Genomic DNA, 15,960 nt, shown 5'->3' on the forward strand with positions numbered 1-15,960 from the left:
AAACCGAAAGTTTGCACGACTACAAACATCACATACCCGATTCGAAGCAGCGTCCTAGACGAGGCTTCAAACAAATTGCTTGACGACCATAGAGCATTGGAACCACCTGATCCCATCCCGAACTCAGTAGTGAAACGATGCATCGCCGATGGTAGTGTGGGGTTTCCCCATGTGAGAGTAGGTCATCGTCAAGCGCCTATACCGAAACCCCAGATCATGTAAATGATCTGGGGTTTCTCTTTGCGCTGAAGAAAAGTTCGGAGGGGCGGCAGCGCACAGCGTGCCCGCCTATGCTTAACGGCCTAGGTGTTAGTAGCGACACAGCCGGTGGATGGATAAAGCGTCATCCACCCTACGTGGCAGCAGTCGCCGCGACCCGCATGGTGCGCACCAAACCGCGCGCAGGCCCAAATCTCACGCATTAAAAAGCCACCTGACGGTGGCTTTTTAATTACCACGGCTAGTCGCCGCGATACTCGCAGCCACTGGTAGGGGCTGAACGGATGTTCCCCAAACGCTCAGTTGGTTAGCAAGTCACCCAACTGGTAGAGCAATGCATGGTGAGTATTTGAGCTAAATGCGAAACCGCAGACCCGAGAGTGATGGTCAAATGAATAAAAAAGGCAGCCCTTGAGCTGCCTTTTTGTGTTTTGTGATTTATGCAGCGCGAGTCAGCTACGTGGGCCTAGGCTGCGCGCAATAATACTGGCGACTTGGCGAGGCTTGCAGTTGAAGTAGGCTGATTGCTGGGGCCAGCGTGCTTTAGGATGCCAGGCAAACAAAAATTGGCCGCCGCTCAGTTTGTTGACCACCATGCGCGCCACTTCAGGACGCACAGCAGGACAACCTAGGCTACGGCCAATGCGGCCCTGGCTGCGAATCAAGTTAGGGTCAACATAGCTAGCGCCATGGATGACGATGGCGCGTTCGCGTGCAAGGTCATTCAAGCCAGGCTCAAGACCGTCCATGCGCAGTGAAAGGCCGTGTTTGCCACTGTAGCTTTCAGAAGTGCGAAATAGCCCTAGGCTGCTTTGATAACTACCCAACCGATTTGAAAACTGGCTGGCAATATTTTCGCCCGACATGCGGCCATGGGCAACGTAGTCACGCAATATTAATTGCTGACTCTTAAGGTCGAATATCCATAGGCGCTTGGCTGATGAGGGCTTTGAATAATCGATGACTGCCAGTCTGTTGGCTTTGTCAGCGCCGTTATTGACCGCGCATTGCATGGCTGCAACAGCATGGCGTAGAGCATCCCGGTCGATGCCTGGGGCCGCGTTAACCAACTGAGCCAGCAGAGGGTCTTTTACCGGTTGAGTGGACGCCGCCAAAATAGGGGCACACAAAGACATTAGCCCTGCAACACAGAGCCGACGAACCCATACAGACATACGCGTATTTCCTCTAAAACAGTTACTTCTATGCATCCCGGCGTCGACCTTGCGATGACTCGCTTATACTTATTATTCGGCCACATTAGAGGTGGCGGATCTGTACAGCTAAGGATGGAGCAGTATGTTGATCAAAAAACGACCAGTCTACAGGGTCTTAGCACTTTTTCTGCTGCCACTTGTCGGTCATGCTGTGACGTTGCCGCCACTCGAATCGGACCCGACAGAGGGTATGAGCACGCTCATTGATACGCTATCTATGAGCTGTGCACCACTGCCGAGAAGCCTAGACGATTCTGAGAGAACACAACTACGAAAGTTCTATCAATCGCTTGCTGGCGGATTGGCATGGCCGAATGAAGCGACTCGCGTGATGTTGCTGGAACAGATCAATCAACTCGCCGATGACGGACTATCGCCGACAGATTACCCGCTACAGAGCATGCCCTTGGATGCCAGCCCGAAACTGCGCGCTTGCATCGATATTCTGACCACACATACCTATCTACAAGCGCTACATGACCTGCACTATGGCCGCCTGTCACAGCAAAAGCTTGAAAGCATGTGGCGCTCGCCGGACATGCCTGCGCGCCCTACAGCTGAAGTGAGCATTATTCCGGTGGCCTTGGCGAGCTTAGCGGAACCAGAGCGCGCATTCGCAACTGTACGGCCGAGCCTCGCGCAATATATGCAACTGCGCGCGGCGTATGCAGCGATCCGTACGCAACCGCTCAGAAGCTGGCAAGTTGTGCCTGATGGACCCACCTTGCATCCGGGAAAGTCTGATGTGCGGGTTCCAGCTTTGCGCGCACGTCTAAATGCTGAGGGCTACAGCTCTGTTGGTGCAATTGATGATATGAGCACGCGGTTTGATGAAGAGACGGTAATGGCGCTACAACAATTTCAGGCGCGACACGGGATTAACAATGATGGAGTGCTTGGCCCTGCGACATTGACAGAGCTTAATGTTTCACCGCTCACCCGGCGTGATCAGCTACGCATCAACCTTGAACGCTTGCGCTGGCTTAGTGATGATTTAAGTGATGCCCGGATTGCGGTTAATGTCGCAGGGGCTGAGATTTTGCTGATGCAAAACGGCACGGAAATCTGGCGTAAACGAACCCAGGTCGGTCGCGCAGAACGCAAAACGCCGTTACTGGTATCGCGTATCAACCGGTTGACCTTGAACCCGACATGGACGGTGCCCCCGACTATTTTGCGTGAGGACAAAATCCCAGCAATCCGCAACGACATAGGCTATCTCGATAAGCACCAGATGACGGTTTACAACTATCAAGGCCAGCGTCTTAATCCGCATGACATAGACTGGTCGTCACCGGGTGCGGTCATGCTGCGTCAGGCCGCAGGGGTGAATAACCCGCTTGGCCGAGTGGTGCTGCGTTTTGATAATCCATACTCGGTGTACCTGCATGACACGCCTAGCCAGCGCTTATTCAATCGATCTCCACGGGTGTTCAGCTCGGGGTGTGTGCGGGTTGAGGCGATCGACACCTTGCTCAGTAAAGTATTGAGCGAAGATGAGTTGTACACGATTAAGGCTCGCCTTAACTCAGGCAAGACCAGCCAATACCGTCTTGATCAGCAACTCAAGCTAGTTATGGCTTATTGGACAGTCGAGGTCGATGCCGATGGCGTTGTCCATTACTTCCCGGATATGTACAGCAACGACCACAGAATCATCACGGCACAACTACTCGATAAACAAGCGCCGCCGGCTTTGGTTCTGTCGCGATAGAGGCTCAAGCACCGCTGTTTGCAGGCATTGACCTGTCGCAGAGGTTAAAGTGACTGGGCAATTTTTCTGAGCTGGGCCAGCACGCTTCTGGCCGATGGCGAAAGCAAGTCCTCATGTTTGGTGATGATTCCATACGCCATCAAGCTACGATTTAAATCCTCTTCGATTCCCGGCTCAACATTGACCACCGCAAGCATGTTATAGCGTGCGTAATGGGCAACCACTTCGCGCGGCAGAACCGTGAGCATGTCGTTGTGCTCAAGCAAAGTGGTGACCATCAGTAAGTTTTCGGCGTTCACCACTTTGCTCGGTGGCAGCATGCCCTTTTGTTGGAACAACGCATCAAACTCATAGCGCAAAACGCTGCCAGAGGGCGGCAACACCCAGTCGGCTTTATGCAACTCCTCGCGAGACAGTTGCTGATCGACTAATCCGGCGCGCGCGCATACGCACAGCGGCTCTTTGTGTAACGGCTCGAAGTGCATCCCACTAAGGCCGACATCGGCGAAGAAGCGTGCGACCAAAAAATCCAACTCACCGTCATTCAGGGTTGTCATCAGGTCGCGACTTGAGCCTGTGTGGATGCTCAGCTCAAGATTGGGATGCAACTGCTTTACCTGACGGATCAACTCCGGCAACAGGTCGGCGCAAGGGGTGAGAATAGTGCCGATGCGTACATGACCATGGTGTCCCGCCCGCAAAGCAGTCACTTCATCAAAAGCGCTATCAAGGCTGGTTTGCACCCGTCGCGCGTAACGAATTACTGCCTCACCGTAGAGCGTGGGTATTACGCCGCGAGCGTGACGTTCGAACAGCGGCACTTCGAGCCCATCCTCTAATTCTTTAACCAATTTGGAGATAGCTGGCTGAGAAATACCTAAGCCTTCAGCTGCTCGATTGAGGTTGCAGGTTTCACCAAGGGCAACCAGCACCGGAATGTGCCGACTCTTAAGGCGGGCGCGAACAAACCAATTGTTATTGAGCGGTTTCATTCAGTCGAGGTATATCCAGTTGTATATGTATTTGGCGAAATTACATATTTGTTGATTATCCGTGATCTGTCTACTCTCTGGCCTTGGAACACGTGTGTCGGTCTGTTTTTTGACCGGGTACACATGCGTGCGAGTAGCGCCCTAGACGGTTCTACCACCAAAATGCCTGATAAAAATAAATGGAGAGGCACCATGCAACCCAGTAAATTTTCCCATCGCCTGACCCTGAGCGCCGTTGCTATGGCTGTGCTCATGAGTTCCACTGCCGCTTTTGCCAAAGAGGAGTGGAAATTCCAGATCAACGTCAACGCTGGCGATGATGAATACCGAATCGCTCAGAACTGGGCGAAAGATGTGGCTGAAAAAACCAAGGGTGAGATCGTCATCGAAGTGATGCCTACCGGGACCATCGTCGGCAACAATGAGACGTTGGACGCGGTTGGCGCCGGTATCATTCAGGGCCAAATCACCGACCCCGGTTACTTCTCAGGTAAGAACCCTGCCTTTGCTGTATACGGCAATATGGTCGGCGCCTGGAACGACACCTCAACCTTCCTCGACTACATGCGTAATGGCGGTGGCGAAGCGGGTTACAACAAACTGGTCGAACCCTACAACGTTCACTTGATTCGCGCAGGCGCAGTTGGCGTTGAAGCGTTGATCAGCAAAAAGCAGATCAACACCCTGGCCGACTTCAAAGGTATGAAGATTCGTGCACCTGAAGGCATGGTTTCAAACATCTTCAAGTTGGTCGGTGCAGCGCCCGTGAACTTACCGACATCCGAGGTTTACACCGCTTTGGAGAAGGGTGTGATCGATGCCGCTGATTACACCGTGTTCGCCACCAACTATGAGCAGGGTTATTACAAGTACGCGCCATTCGCCGTGCATCCGGGTTTCCACTCGATGCCAATGAAAGACATCTCAATCAACAAAACCATTTGGGATGGCTTGAGCGCGGAGCAACAGAAAGTCCTTGAGGACTCGGTTGACCAGTTCACCGCGACGCTAATCAGTGACCTGCACAAGAAAGACCAAGAGCAGGTGGAGCTGGCTACCCAACGTGGCGATGTGACCTTGACCACTCTGTCCCCTGAAGAGCTGAAGAAATTCCGTCAGATTGCCCGCACCGAGTGGGACACCTGGCGTAATAGCAGCCCTGAAGCTAAGGGAGCTGTGGATTCAATTAAGTCCTATCTGCAGAGCAAAGACCTGCTCTGATCCCCCGCACGACCTGTGCTGCTCTGCACAGGTCGCTCTGGAAGTCAGGAGTCACCCGTGAAAGCGAACCCGCCTTCGAGCGACGATCCGCTCGGTGTTGCTGAGCCCGAATCTGTGCTCAGCAGCAATCCCCTCGACCGCTTTATCCAGCGTATTGGTCAGGCAATTGCCTGGCTGGTGTTTCTGGCCATGTTGGTCAGTGTTTATGAAGTGATCATGCGTTACGGCTTTAATGCCCCCACCGATTGGGCGCACGAAACCACCACGTTCCTGGTGGCGTCGATCTTCGCCTTGGGCGGCCCGTATGCGTTGGCGACCAATCGGCATATTCAGATTCGTATTCTGCTCGATCGGCTCTCACCGCGTAAGCGTAACTGGCTCGAGATGTTCAATCTGCTGCTGGGCATTTTGTTTTGCCTTGCGATTGGCTATGCCGCTTGGGTGTTGGCATTTAACGCCACCCATTCGCCAACCGGTGCCTGGCGCCTCGAAACTTCAGGCTCGGCCTGGAATCCGCCGCTTCCTGCTTTTACCAAGATCGTCATCCTGATTGCGATTGCCATTATGGCGTTGCAGCAGGTGGTGCGTATCGGTCGCCAATGGCGCAACAAGCAATAATTCGAGAACAGCGCCATGAGTATTGAAATTGCTACGTATTTGATGATTTTTGCCATCTTTGGCCTGCTGGTTATGGGGCTGCCGCTGGCGTTTGTTACCGGCCTGGTTGCTGCAGGTTTCACCCTCGGCTGGTTTGGTCCTATGGCCACACCGCTGGTGGCCAGCCGCATGTATGGCTTTATCACCGAGTACTCACTCGTCGCGGTACCCATGTTTGTGTTTATGGCGGGGTTACTCGACAGGTCGGGCCTGGCCCGAGACCTATTTAACTCAATGCGGTTTTTCGCCGGCAGACTGCCCGGCGGAGTTGCCGTGCAGACTTTGGTGGTGGCGTTCTTCCTGGCTGCCATCTCCGGCATCATCGGCGGCGAGATTGTCCTGCTCGGCTTGTTGGCGCTGCCGCAAATGTTGCGTTTGGGGTATGACAAACGCATCGCAATCGGTGTGGTGTGCGCCGGTGGTTCGCTCGGCACCATGGTTCCGCCGTCAATCGTTTTGATCATCTACGGTTTGATCGCCAGCGTGTCGATTGCCGACCTGTTCAAGGCAGCTTTGGTGCCCGCCGTTCTGCTGATGGGTTGCTACATGCTTTATGTGGTGGTGATGTGCATCCGCTACCCGCAAATGGGCGGCGCGCATATCAAGCAGGACGCCGATGGCCTTCCGCGCCTGACCGTGTCCGAAGCGGTCAAGGGCATGTTCTACCCGGTGGCCATTGCTGGGTTGGTACTGGGTAGCATTTACGGCGGTATCGCTTCGGTTACCGAAGCTGCGGCCATGGGCGCTCTTGGTGTGCTCTTGGCCATTATTCTGCGTAGCGAATTTAGCGTGAAGATGCTTCAGGCCAGCCTGACCCAGACTCTGGAAACCTGCGGCATGATCGTTTGGATTGGTATTGGCGCTGCCTGCCTGGTTGGCGTCTACAACTTGATGGGCGGGAACCGCTTCGTTTCTTCGGCGATCACCGGCCTCGACGTTGCGCCTATCGTCATCATCATGGTGATGATGCTGATCTTCTTGGTGCTGGGGATGATTCTCGACTGGATCGGCATTGCCATGTTGTGTCTGCCGATCTTTGTGCCGATTGTTGTGCAACTGGGCTACAACCCGGTGTGGTTCGGGATTCTCTTCGCCGTGAGCATGCAGGTCTCGTATATCTCGCCACCGTTTGGGCCCGCCGCTTTCTATCTGAAAAGTGTGGCGCCCCCGGACATAACCCTGACCGACATTTTCAAGGCGATGGTGCCATTTATCATCATTCAGCTGTGCGTACTCAGCCTGCTGTTGTTCTTCCCGGTTATTTCTACCGGCTTGCTCTGAACCGAACCTTTTCCCGATCACTCAGGGAAGCTCAGATGGGTTTCCCGTTGCACGACAGGTCACAATCATGACTGAGAAACGCACGCTTCGTTCTGCCCAATGGTTCGGTACAGCCGATAAAAACGGCTTTATGTATCGCAGTTGGATGAAAAACCAAGGCATTCCCGATCACGAGTTTCAGGGCAAGCCAATCATTGGTATCTGCAACACCTGGTCTGAGCTGACGCCGTGTAATGCGCACTTTCGCAAGATCGCCGAGCACGTTAAAAAAGGTGTGCTTGAGGCGGGCGGCTTCCCGGTCGAGTTTCCGGTTTTCTCCAGCGGTGAATCCAATCTACGACCAACCGCCATGCTCACCCGTAACCTGGCGAGTATGGATGTAGAAGAGTCTATTCGCGGTAACCCGGTAGACGCCGTGGTGCTGCTCACAGGTTGTGACAAGACCACGCCTGCCTTGCTGATGGGCGCTGCCAGTTGTGACGTTCCGGCGATTGTTGTAACCGGCGGGCCAATGCTCAATGGTAAGCACAAAGGCAAGGACATTGGTTCCGGCACCGTGGTTTGGCAGCTAAGCGAAGAAGTCAAAGCGGGCAAAATCTCGATTCATGACTTCATGGCGGCTGAAGCTGGCATGTCGCGCTCAGCAGGCACCTGCAACACCATGGGTACTGCATCGACCATGGCTTGCATGGCGGAAGCGCTGGGTACATCGCTGCCGCATAACGCGGCAATTCCGGCCGTGGATGCTCGGCGCTATGTGCTTGCGCACATGTCGGGTATGCGCATTGTCGACATGGTGCGTGAAGACCTGCGCTTGTCGAAAGTGCTCACCCGTGAGGCGTTCGAGAATGCGATTAGGGTCAACGCCGCCATTGGTGGTTCAACCAATGCGGTGATTCACCTCAAGGCGATTGCCGGGCGCATGGGCGTCGAACTTGAACTGGATGACTGGACCCGCGTGGGCCGCGGCACGCCGACTATCGTTGACTTGCAGCCCTCGGGACGTTTCTTGATGGAGGAGTTCTATTACGCAGGCGGCTTACCAGCAGTGATTCGCCGTCTGGGTGAAAAGGGCCTGTTGCCTAATCCAGATGCGCTGACGGTTAACGGTAGCAGCCTGTGGGAAAACTGTATCGAGGCGCCTATCTACGGCGAAGACGAAGTGATTCGTCAGTTGGATAACCCTTTGCGTCGCGACGGTGGCATCAGTATTTTGCGCGGCAACCTTGCACCAAAAGGCGCGGTACTAAAACCCTCTGCTGCTTCGCCAGAACTGATGCAGCACCGTGGTCGGGCGGTGGTTTTCGAGGATTTTGACGATTACAAAGCGCGTATCAATGATCCTGATCTGGATGTCGATGAGACCTGCGTATTGGTGCTGAAAAATGCCGGGCCCAAGGGTTATCCGGGTATGGCCGAGGTCGGCAACATGGGCCTGCCGCCGAAAGTATTGGCCAAGGGCATCACCGACATGGTGCGGATTTCCGATGCACGCATGAGCGGAACGGCGTACGGCACCGTGGTGCTGCACGTAGCCCCGGAAGCCGCTGCTGGCGGGCCGCTGGCCGTGGTGCAAAATGGTGACTTTATCGAACTCGATTGTGATGCCGGTCGTCTGCATCTGGATATTTCTGATGACGAGTTACAGGCGCGACTCGCGGCTTGGCAAGCGCCGCAGGGTTTGATTTGGGATGGCGGTTATCGTCGTCTGTATGTAGATCACGTACTGCAGGCCGACGAAGGCTGTGACTTCGACTTTCTGGTCGGTTGCCGTGGTTCAGATGTGCCGCGCCATTCGCATTAAGTGAAATGTTGTCCGGTGCATGGGCTGTGCGTCGGCCTAGCTGATGTTGCTTATGATCATTGCCACCGCTTGTGCTGGAGTAAGCAAGGCGGTGTCGATGTTCAAAGGCGCGCTATCCCAGGCTTCATAGTCATGGTTGACGACTGATTGCCATGTCGGTGGATTCAGCCCGGCGATATCTGAACTTCGCGTTTCAACCCGCCGCTGATGCTCTGTTTTATCCGAACAAATCACCTCGATATTTACGAGCTTTACGCGTGCATTTGTTGCTGTGTCGCTCCAGGCTTTTCTGCTTTCAGCGACAGGGTTTACGCAGTCAACGACGACCCTGTTGCCAATTTGCAGATTGCCTAGGGCAAGCGCATTGGCGACCCCATAACCACTGCGTCCAACACCGTCTGCCAGAACCGCAGAATTTCGCAGCGCCTGCTCTATCGAATCGATCCGCAGATATACGGCGCCTGTTTGGCGAGCAAGCTCACTGGCGATGGTGGTCTTGCCGGTGCCGGGCAGGCCGCTGAAGACGATGAGCATGTGTTGTCCTTGTGTCTGGGCGTTCATCCAGCCTAAGCCGTTGTCCGTATTGTGCCAGCCTTGCGCCGACGGCTGTATAAGCGGGTCTTGTGCAGGCATAGACGCTCAGCAAAAAAAGCCCGGCGCATTAGCCGGGCATTTTTATTGCGGGTGCCGAAGCACTCAGTTTTGCGTCAGGCGCTGCGGCTAAGCCAGAGCGCTGGTGCTGGGCTTACCATCGACGAGCCGCTGAATACCCAGTGGGTTGGCATTCTGCAGCGCTTGTGGCAGCAGTGCATCCGGGCAGTTCTGGTAGCACACTGGACGCAAGAAACGATCAATCGCCAGTGTTCCCACCGAGGTGCCGCGTGAGTCAGACGTTGCTGGATATGGTCCGCCATGGACCATCGAGTCGCAGACTTCAACACCCGTTGGGTAGCCATTGAGCAGCAGGCGTCCGGCTTTCTGCTCAAGTATCGCCAACAGATCGGCAGCATTGCGCAGATCAGCCTCTTCGGCGATCAGGGTGGCGGTGAGTTGACCGTGCAGGCTGTGCAATGCGCGCAGCAGCTCTGCACGATCCGCAACTTCGACAACGATAGTGGTCGGGCCGAAAACTTCTTCCTGAAGCAACTCATCACCTTCCAGCAGCATGTTCACATCCGCTTTGAATAGCTGCGGCTGAGCCTGCTTGCCAGTTTGCTCGCTGCCTGCCAAATGGCTGATGCCGGCATGCATATGTAGACGTTCAAGGCCACTGACGTAGCTCTTGAGTGTGCCAGCGTTGAGCATAGTTTGTGCCGGCTGTTCGCCCATGCGCTCGGCTAGGGTTTTGATGAATGCGCTGTACTCCGGTGAGCTGACACCGATTACCAGGCCTGGGCTGGTGCAGAACTGGCCGCAACCGAGCACAACTGAAGCGCTCAGCTCAGCCGCGATTTTGTCGCCCCGTGTTTTCAATGCTTCCGGCAACATCAAGACCGGGTTGATGCTGGACATCTCGGCGAATACAGGGATTGGCTGTGGACGTGCAGCGGCCATGTCACACAAGGCGCGACCACCTTTCAATGAGCCGGTGAAACCGACGGCTTGAATGGCGGGGTGTTTGACCAGCGCCTCGCCGACACCTGAACCGTAGATCATATTGAATACGCCAGCAGGCATACCGGTTTTCTGCGCCGCACGAGTGATCGCACCCGCTACGCAATCAGCGGTGGCCATGTGGCCGCTATGCGCCTTAAACACCACCGGGCAACCCGCGGCTAAGGCAGCAGCGGTATCGCCGCCGGCGGTTGAGAATGCCAAGGGGAAATTGCTGGCGCCGAACACTGCAACCGGGCCTACACCGATACGGCACTGGCGTAGATCCGGGCGTGGCATTGGCTGGCGATCTGGCAGTGCCTGATCAATCCGTGCGCCGTAAAAGTCGCCACGGCGCAGCACCTGTGCAAACAAGCGCATTTGCCCGCTGGTGCGGCCACGTTCGCCCTGAATACGGGCGGCTGGCAATGCGGTTTCACGGCAGACCAGCGCCACGAAGTCATCGCCCAATGCATCAATTTCAGCTGCGCAGGCGTCGAGGAACTCAGCGCGTTTTGCTGCAGGCAGGCTGCGGTAAGCCGGATATGCAGCCGCGGCTGCTTCGGCGGCCGCGTTTACTTCGTCAGCAGTGGCTTGATGAAAGCTGAATGGCAGCGCTTCGCCGCTCTGGGCGTCATAGCTCTGAAGGGTAGTGTCGCCTGCAGCGCTACGGCCACCTGCAATGTAGTTCTGACCGAGAATATCGGGCATGTTCGACTCCTTGACTTTGTGGGTTCAGAGAACCTCAAACGCAACACGTCGAGGCGATGGGCATAAGCCCGCGAATGGTGAGGACGGGTTATTTTGAAACCGCGAAGAGACGCCAGTTCCGTGGTATGGCACTGGCGTCCTGATGTCCTTGGAAAACGCTATTAAAGCGCTTTGACTGTACCGGCAACAAAACCAGTCTGGTTAACGTTAATGCCATTACGCAGCGGCTCGCCGAAGGCCTCAATGCTGATCTCGAATTGATCACCCGGCTGTGCTTTGATGCCATCAGCGAATGACAGTGTAGCGGTGCCAAAGAAATGCACATGGACATCGCCCGGCCGCATGAACTGCGCATACTTGAAGTGGTGGTATTCAAGGTTTTCCAGGCTGTGACACATGTTTTCTTCGCCGGAGAGAAACTCCTTTTCCCACAGCACTGTGCCATCGCGGTGAATACGGCTCATACCGGCCAGATGCTTGGGTAGCTCACCCAAGCGCACTTCTGGGCCGAACGAGCAGAAGCGTAATTTTGAGTGGGCCAGATACAGGTAATTCTTGCGCTCAACGATGTGATCGGAGAACTCGTTGCCGAGGGCGAAACCAACGCGGTACGGCATGCCGTCATCACCAATCACGTAAAGTCCAGTCAGCTCTGGTTCTTCACCAAAATCCTCGGCGAAATCCGGTGCCGGAAAGTCTGCGCCAGGGCGCACCACGATGCTGCCATCGCCTTTGTAAAACCACTCGGGTTGAGCGCCAGGCGTTCCTGGGGCCGGACGACCGCCTTGCATGCCCCAGCGGAACATTTGCATGGTGTCGGTGAGCTTGGTTTCTTCCTGCTCACTCTGCTGGTGCATCTTGTCACGGGTCGAGGCGCTACCAAGATGAGTCAAGCCAGTACCGCTGACGAGGCAATGCGCAGGGTCATCATGGTCCAGCGGTGGGAGTACACGTCCGGCGTCGAGCACTTCGCGGTAGAGCGGACCAACGTCAAGGCCTTGAACATCTATCTGCGCCTGCAAGTTGCGCTGGTTACGAATAGCGGTAAGCGCCAATTCACGGGTGCTACGGGCATCACGTACGATATCAATACGTTCGCCGTTAACCACGCCGACGTGGCGTTGGCCCTGTTCGTTTTCGAATTGAATCAAGCGCATAACCGTAGCTCCGGTAGTTGCAGTAATCGCATGTGCAGCGGTAATTGATAACCACCACTTTAAAAATCCCTGGCGATGCTGCCTAATGAAAGCTGCTGATTGAGCGATAACTTTTAGTCATTCCCATGATCTCGTCCTTACCTTCAATTGTTTCGCGCCTGCGCATCAAGCAACTGCGTCTGCTGATCGCTCTCGATGAGCAAGGTTCGTTGCACCGCGCTGCCGAGCAAGTGGCGATTACTCAGCCCGGCGCAACCAAGGCGCTGCACGAGATTGAGACGACCTTTGGTGCCAGTCTGTTTACCCGCACCAGTCAGGGTTTGGCGGCGAATGATCTAGGCCGCTGCGTAATTCGCTATGCGCGACTTATCCACAGCGACTTAGCGCATTTGCGCGAAGAAATGATCGGCATCATTCAGGGCCACGGTGGGCGGTTGTCGGTTGGAGTGATCATGGGTGCTGTGCCGCAACTGATGCGCGCTTTAACCCGTCTACGCGAAACGCAACCAGAGCTGTCGGTGGAAATAGTCGAAGACACCAGCGAGCGGCTGCTTAGCTTGATCGATCAAGGGCGTCTGGACCTGGCTATCTGCCGCAGTAGTGTCAGTCGCCGACCGGATGCTTATGATTGTTTAAGTGTCTACGAGGAACAGCTGGTACTGGTAGCTCATCCCGAGCATCCTTTAGTGGGTGTTGAAGGGCTGCAACTGGCGCAACTCAGTGATTGCCGCTGGGTCATCTACCCGGCCAATATGCCGATGCGCTTGTTACTCGAACACGAGTTCAGTCAAGCAGGGCTTGAGTTCCCGCGTTACCCGTTGGAGACCGCCTCGACCTTCACCATGCTCAGCCTGTTGCAGCAAAACACAATGTCGGTGGCGGTGATGCCACGCGAGGTCGCTGAGTTCAGTGAAGGCTTCGGTATGATTCGCCGTCTGCACCTGCAACTGCAATCACGGCGTGAGCCCTACGGTGTGATTGTTCGCCACAACAGCCAACTCTCTTACCCCGCGCAATTGCTGCTTGAAGAGCTGCAGCGAGAGGCACTGTAACGGCCTCGGCGGTTGTTCAGGTTTTCTAATCAACCCAGTTACAACGTCTGGAGTTGATGTCTAATCGGTCTGCCACAGTTGGCGCAACGCGCTTGGCGCTAGCCCGGTCCAGCGCTTGAAGGAGCGGCGTAAGTTGGTGGAGTCGTGAAATTGCAGGTAGGCGGCCACTTCGTCATTGCTCTGGCCCTTGATCTGGTACAGATACAGCGCCATATGTTTGCGCGCCAAGTCGAGTTGTTCTTGAAAGTGCGTGCCGTGCCTTTGCAGTTTGCGCTTCAGTGTTGAGGGGCTCATGCCCAGGGCCGAAGCAACGTTCTCCAACTGCGGTTGACGGCGTAGGTTGGCCAGCAAGTGGCGATAGAGGTGATCGAGCAAACTGGCTTCGAACCCCAGTTCTTGCAGTTGCTGCATGCTCTGTTGCTGCGCCGCCAGCCCCGCAGTCGGTGCTGCGGCGGGCCATGGTTGGTGCAGATATTCTCGCGGCAAGCTGAGCAAGTCCAATGGCGCATCGAAGCGTACGTCTTCCCCGAGATTGACCCAATACTGTTCAACTTGGCGTGGTCTCGCCTGAGCAATGCTGACTTTCCAGGGCAACGGAGCACCGGCCAGCCAGCGGCTCATGGCAATTAACGCGGTCATTGCCGACTCAATTAAAAAACGCTGTTGTGCACCGGCCCCACAACTGTCCAGCCAGTACAGGTAGACATTGTGTTCATCCAGCACCATGCGCGGGCTTAGCAGTGGGCTAAGCAGGGCCCGGTGCCGACAAATCACATCCAGTGCCTGGCTCAGGTCTGTTGCATGCTGCAGCGCATGGCTGGCTGCGCCGTAATAACCAGGCAACAGACGCTGACCAAACAGAAAGCGGGTGTCTGCTGCGGCCAGTAAGCGTTCGCTATTGTCGATCAGTTGTAAGAACTGTTGCGCGCTTAGCCGAGCACGGCCTGCCTGTAAATCTTCGTGGAACAAACCAGTGCCGCGTAACAGTCGATGGCTATCGATGCCGCGCGACAAGGCTAAATCGACTAGCACCGCAGGTTGCCAGTGGCCGGGGATAAAACGACTGTCGTTCTCGTACCAGGTTGTCTTGAGGGTCATTGCATGGCCTCAAGCGCTGCGCGCGTAAATGGCCGGCTTTGCCTGCGCCAGTGCTAGATTGAGGCGCTGCAGCAAGCTTTCCGCATTATCTTGCAGGGCCATCACGCACGCCACGCTGGCGCGCAATTGCAGGCGTTCACCGTGAGCGCGGGCCTTGTATGCAAAGTGTTCAACGCTCAAGCGCAGGTCCTCGGCTAACTGCTGTGCCTGACGCTCGCCGGTGTTCGGTAAGAGCACCACGAAGCGGTCCCCGGCCAAGCGGCAAAGTAAATCCTGATGACGCAAATTGAGCACTAATAACTGGCTCAGAGCCTGCAACACACGGTCGCCCTCGGCATGACCGTGCAGGTGATTGATACGGCTGAAATCGTCTAAATCAATCATCACCAACGACAGTGGTTGTTGCGCGGTGCGAGTCTGGTTTAGCGCTTGGTCTAACAGCTGGCGCAGATACTCGGCGGTATTCAGCGAGGTCAGCGAGTCGAACAAGCGGTGCTCGCGGAACAGGAGCTCACGTTTTTCCATTTGCGCGCTGATAGCCAGCTGTTCGCGGTGCCAGTGATAGATGCCCAGTGTCAGCAGCAGCAGGCCAAGCGGCATCGGTGCGGACTCCATCCAGTGGTCCCAGACGATGCTGTCCGGCAGGCGGATAAATTCGTCGAGGGTATCGACCCACCAAGAAAAAAACACCAACCCAAGACCGGCTGCCAGAAAGCGCGTCACCCGTCCTGCTGGCCGGCTCTTCAGCACCAGCCCAAGCCAGACCAGACACAGCAATGTCGAGCCGCCTTCGCCAAGGATATCCAGCCACACCCATTCGCTCATCGACTTGATATGCCCGGCCGCAAGGTGCAGCAACAACGCGAGGTTGGTGGCGAGTAACAGTACGGCCAGTTTCAGGCGGTGCAGTTTAAGCAGGGAGGTCATGGCCGCAGGCTCCGAGTGAAGTAGCGCGCAGCACAACAGAGTCTTGTTACCAAGTTATTGCAATGAGGGAGGTCTGATTAGCTCAGCCAGGCTTACGACTTTTTTAGCCCGTTGTGATCGCGCCTCTGCAGCGTGGCGGGTCTGCGCATTGAGGGAGGTCGGTTCAGCTCGCTTAAATCGGGTCATTTCAGCTCAAAACGCTAGCCAAGCCACGTGTTTAGCGCCTTGCGCTGATGGCTTGTCATGTAACTGTCACGCCGCACTCCTAGCTTGCGCTGCAGGTCGCCGGGTATTGCCTGGCCAGCACGCTTATCAGG

Annotated in this window: 13 protein-coding genes and 1 rRNA gene; 7 read left to right on the forward strand and 7 right to left on the reverse strand. The window is 55.6% G+C overall.

The genetic code is table 11. The features are described from left to right. Positions 1 to 78: 78 nt before the first annotated feature. A 5S ribosomal RNA gene (rrf, locus tag B9K09_RS00840) occupies positions 79 to 194 on the forward strand. Between the two features lie 477 nt (positions 195 to 671). Here rrf and B9K09_RS00845 read toward each other — a convergent pair. Further along, complete coding sequence (locus B9K09_RS00845; protein ID WP_371917426.1) at positions 672 to 1,355, reverse strand: murein L,D-transpeptidase catalytic domain family protein; 684 nt, start codon at positions 1,353 to 1,355, stop codon at positions 672 to 674. A gap of 271 nt (positions 1,356 to 1,626) precedes the next feature. Between B9K09_RS00845 and B9K09_RS00850 the strand changes: the two genes are divergently transcribed. After that, positions 1,627 to 3,150, forward strand: a complete 1,524-nt coding sequence (locus tag B9K09_RS00850) for a murein L,D-transpeptidase (protein WP_256574166.1) — start codon at positions 1,627 to 1,629, stop codon at positions 3,148 to 3,150. A 44-nt stretch (positions 3,151 to 3,194) separates the two neighbouring features. On the opposite strand, the gene B9K09_RS00855 is transcribed toward B9K09_RS00850, so the two are convergent. After that, the gene (locus tag B9K09_RS00855; RefSeq protein ID WP_256574168.1) at positions 3,195 to 4,142 is read right to left on the reverse strand and encodes a LysR family transcriptional regulator; all 948 of its coding nucleotides are present in this window, start codon (positions 4,140 to 4,142) and stop codon (positions 3,195 to 3,197) included. A gap of 192 nt (positions 4,143 to 4,334) precedes the next feature. Here B9K09_RS00855 and dctP point away from each other — a divergent pair, with 192 nt between their 5' ends. From dctP to B9K09_RS00875, 4 genes are all read left to right on the forward strand, one after another. Next, positions 4,335 to 5,363: a TRAP transporter substrate-binding protein DctP gene (gene dctP / locus B9K09_RS00860; protein WP_087515050.1), complete on the forward strand. Its 1,029-nt coding sequence runs from the start codon at positions 4,335 to 4,337 to the stop codon at positions 5,361 to 5,363. Positions 5,364 to 5,420: 57 nt separating this feature from the next. Beyond that, positions 5,421 to 5,981, forward strand: a complete 561-nt coding sequence (locus B9K09_RS00865; RefSeq protein ID WP_157699311.1) for a TRAP transporter small permease subunit — start codon at positions 5,421 to 5,423, stop codon at positions 5,979 to 5,981. Between the two features lie 15 nt (positions 5,982 to 5,996). Then, complete coding sequence (locus B9K09_RS00870; RefSeq protein ID WP_087515053.1) at positions 5,997 to 7,301, forward strand: TRAP transporter large permease subunit; 1,305 nt, start codon at positions 5,997 to 5,999, stop codon at positions 7,299 to 7,301. A 67-nt stretch (positions 7,302 to 7,368) separates the two neighbouring features. Beyond that, positions 7,369 to 9,105 carry an IlvD/Edd family dehydratase gene (locus B9K09_RS00875; RefSeq protein ID WP_087515055.1) on the forward strand — a complete coding sequence of 579 codons (1,737 nt, stop codon included), beginning with the start codon at positions 7,369 to 7,371 and terminating at the stop codon, positions 9,103 to 9,105. Positions 9,106 to 9,141: 36 nt separating this feature from the next. On the opposite strand, the gene B9K09_RS00880 is transcribed toward B9K09_RS00875, so the two are convergent. From B9K09_RS00880 to araD1, 3 genes are all read right to left on the reverse strand, one after another. Beyond that, positions 9,142 to 9,639, reverse strand: coding sequence for an AAA family ATPase (locus tag B9K09_RS00880; protein ID WP_087518925.1), 498 nt, complete (start codon positions 9,637 to 9,639; stop codon positions 9,142 to 9,144). A 186-nt stretch (positions 9,640 to 9,825) separates the two neighbouring features. Beyond that, positions 9,826 to 11,409, reverse strand: coding sequence for an aldehyde dehydrogenase (NADP(+)) (locus B9K09_RS00885; RefSeq protein WP_087515065.1), 1,584 nt, complete (start codon positions 11,407 to 11,409; stop codon positions 9,826 to 9,828). 161 nt (positions 11,410 to 11,570) lie between these two features. Continuing rightward, positions 11,571 to 12,566, reverse strand: a complete 996-nt coding sequence (araD1, locus tag B9K09_RS00890) for an AraD1 family protein (protein WP_087515069.1) — start codon at positions 12,564 to 12,566, stop codon at positions 11,571 to 11,573. A gap of 125 nt (positions 12,567 to 12,691) precedes the next feature. Between araD1 and B9K09_RS00895 the strand changes: the two genes are divergently transcribed. After that, positions 12,692 to 13,618 (forward strand): LysR family transcriptional regulator, encoded by a 927-nt coding sequence (locus B9K09_RS00895; protein ID WP_087515071.1) that lies wholly within the window; start codon positions 12,692 to 12,694, stop codon positions 13,616 to 13,618. Between the two features lie 60 nt (positions 13,619 to 13,678). Here the strand turns inward: B9K09_RS00895 and B9K09_RS00900 are convergent, their stop codons facing one another. Both B9K09_RS00900 and B9K09_RS00905 read right to left on the reverse strand, forming a co-directional pair. Further along, positions 13,679 to 14,716, reverse strand: a complete 1,038-nt coding sequence (locus B9K09_RS00900; RefSeq protein ID WP_087515073.1) for an AraC family transcriptional regulator — start codon at positions 14,714 to 14,716, stop codon at positions 13,679 to 13,681. 9 nt (positions 14,717 to 14,725) lie between these two features. Beyond that, positions 14,726 to 15,643 (reverse strand): GGDEF domain-containing protein, encoded by a 918-nt coding sequence (locus tag B9K09_RS00905; protein ID WP_087515075.1) that lies wholly within the window; start codon positions 15,641 to 15,643, stop codon positions 14,726 to 14,728. Between the last annotated feature and the right edge of the window lie 317 nt (positions 15,644 to 15,960).

It is taken from the genome of Pseudomonas sp. M30-35, assembly GCF_002163625.1.
GTDB lineage: Bacteria > Pseudomonadota > Gammaproteobacteria > Pseudomonadales > Pseudomonadaceae > Aquipseudomonas.

Excerpts from the sequence above, each read along its gene's own strand:
- B9K09_RS00885 (WP_087515065.1), bottom strand. The coding sequence starts at position 11,409 with ATGCCCGATATTCTCGGTCAGAACTACATTGCAGGTGGCCGTAGCGCT.
- B9K09_RS00855 (WP_256574168.1), bottom strand. The coding sequence starts at position 4,142 with ATGAAACCGCTCAATAACAATTGGTTTGTTCGCGCCCGCCTTAAGAGT.
- B9K09_RS00900 (WP_087515073.1), bottom strand. The coding sequence starts at position 14,716 with ATGACCCTCAAGACAACCTGGTACGAGAACGACAGTCGTTTTATCCCC.
- araD1 (WP_087515069.1), bottom strand. The coding sequence starts at position 12,566 with ATGCGCTTGATTCAATTCGAAAACGAACAGGGCCAACGCCACGTCGGC.
- B9K09_RS00870 (WP_087515053.1), top strand. The coding sequence starts at position 5,997 with ATGAGTATTGAAATTGCTACGTATTTGATGATTTTTGCCATCTTTGGC.
- B9K09_RS00850 (WP_256574166.1), top strand. The coding sequence starts at position 1,627 with ATGAGCACGCTCATTGATACGCTATCTATGAGCTGTGCACCACTGCCG.
- dctP (WP_087515050.1), top strand. The coding sequence starts at position 4,335 with ATGCAACCCAGTAAATTTTCCCATCGCCTGACCCTGAGCGCCGTTGCT.
- B9K09_RS00845 (WP_371917426.1), bottom strand. The coding sequence starts at position 1,355 with ATGTCTTTGTGTGCCCCTATTTTGGCGGCGTCCACTCAACCGGTAAAA.
- B9K09_RS00895 (WP_087515071.1), top strand. The coding sequence starts at position 12,692 with ATGATCTCGTCCTTACCTTCAATTGTTTCGCGCCTGCGCATCAAGCAA.
- B9K09_RS00905 (WP_087515075.1), bottom strand. The coding sequence starts at position 15,643 with ATGACCTCCCTGCTTAAACTGCACCGCCTGAAACTGGCCGTACTGTTA.
- B9K09_RS00880 (WP_087518925.1), bottom strand. The coding sequence starts at position 9,639 with ATGCTCATCGTCTTCAGCGGCCTGCCCGGCACCGGCAAGACCACCATC.
- B9K09_RS00875 (WP_087515055.1), top strand. The coding sequence starts at position 7,369 with ATGACTGAGAAACGCACGCTTCGTTCTGCCCAATGGTTCGGTACAGCC.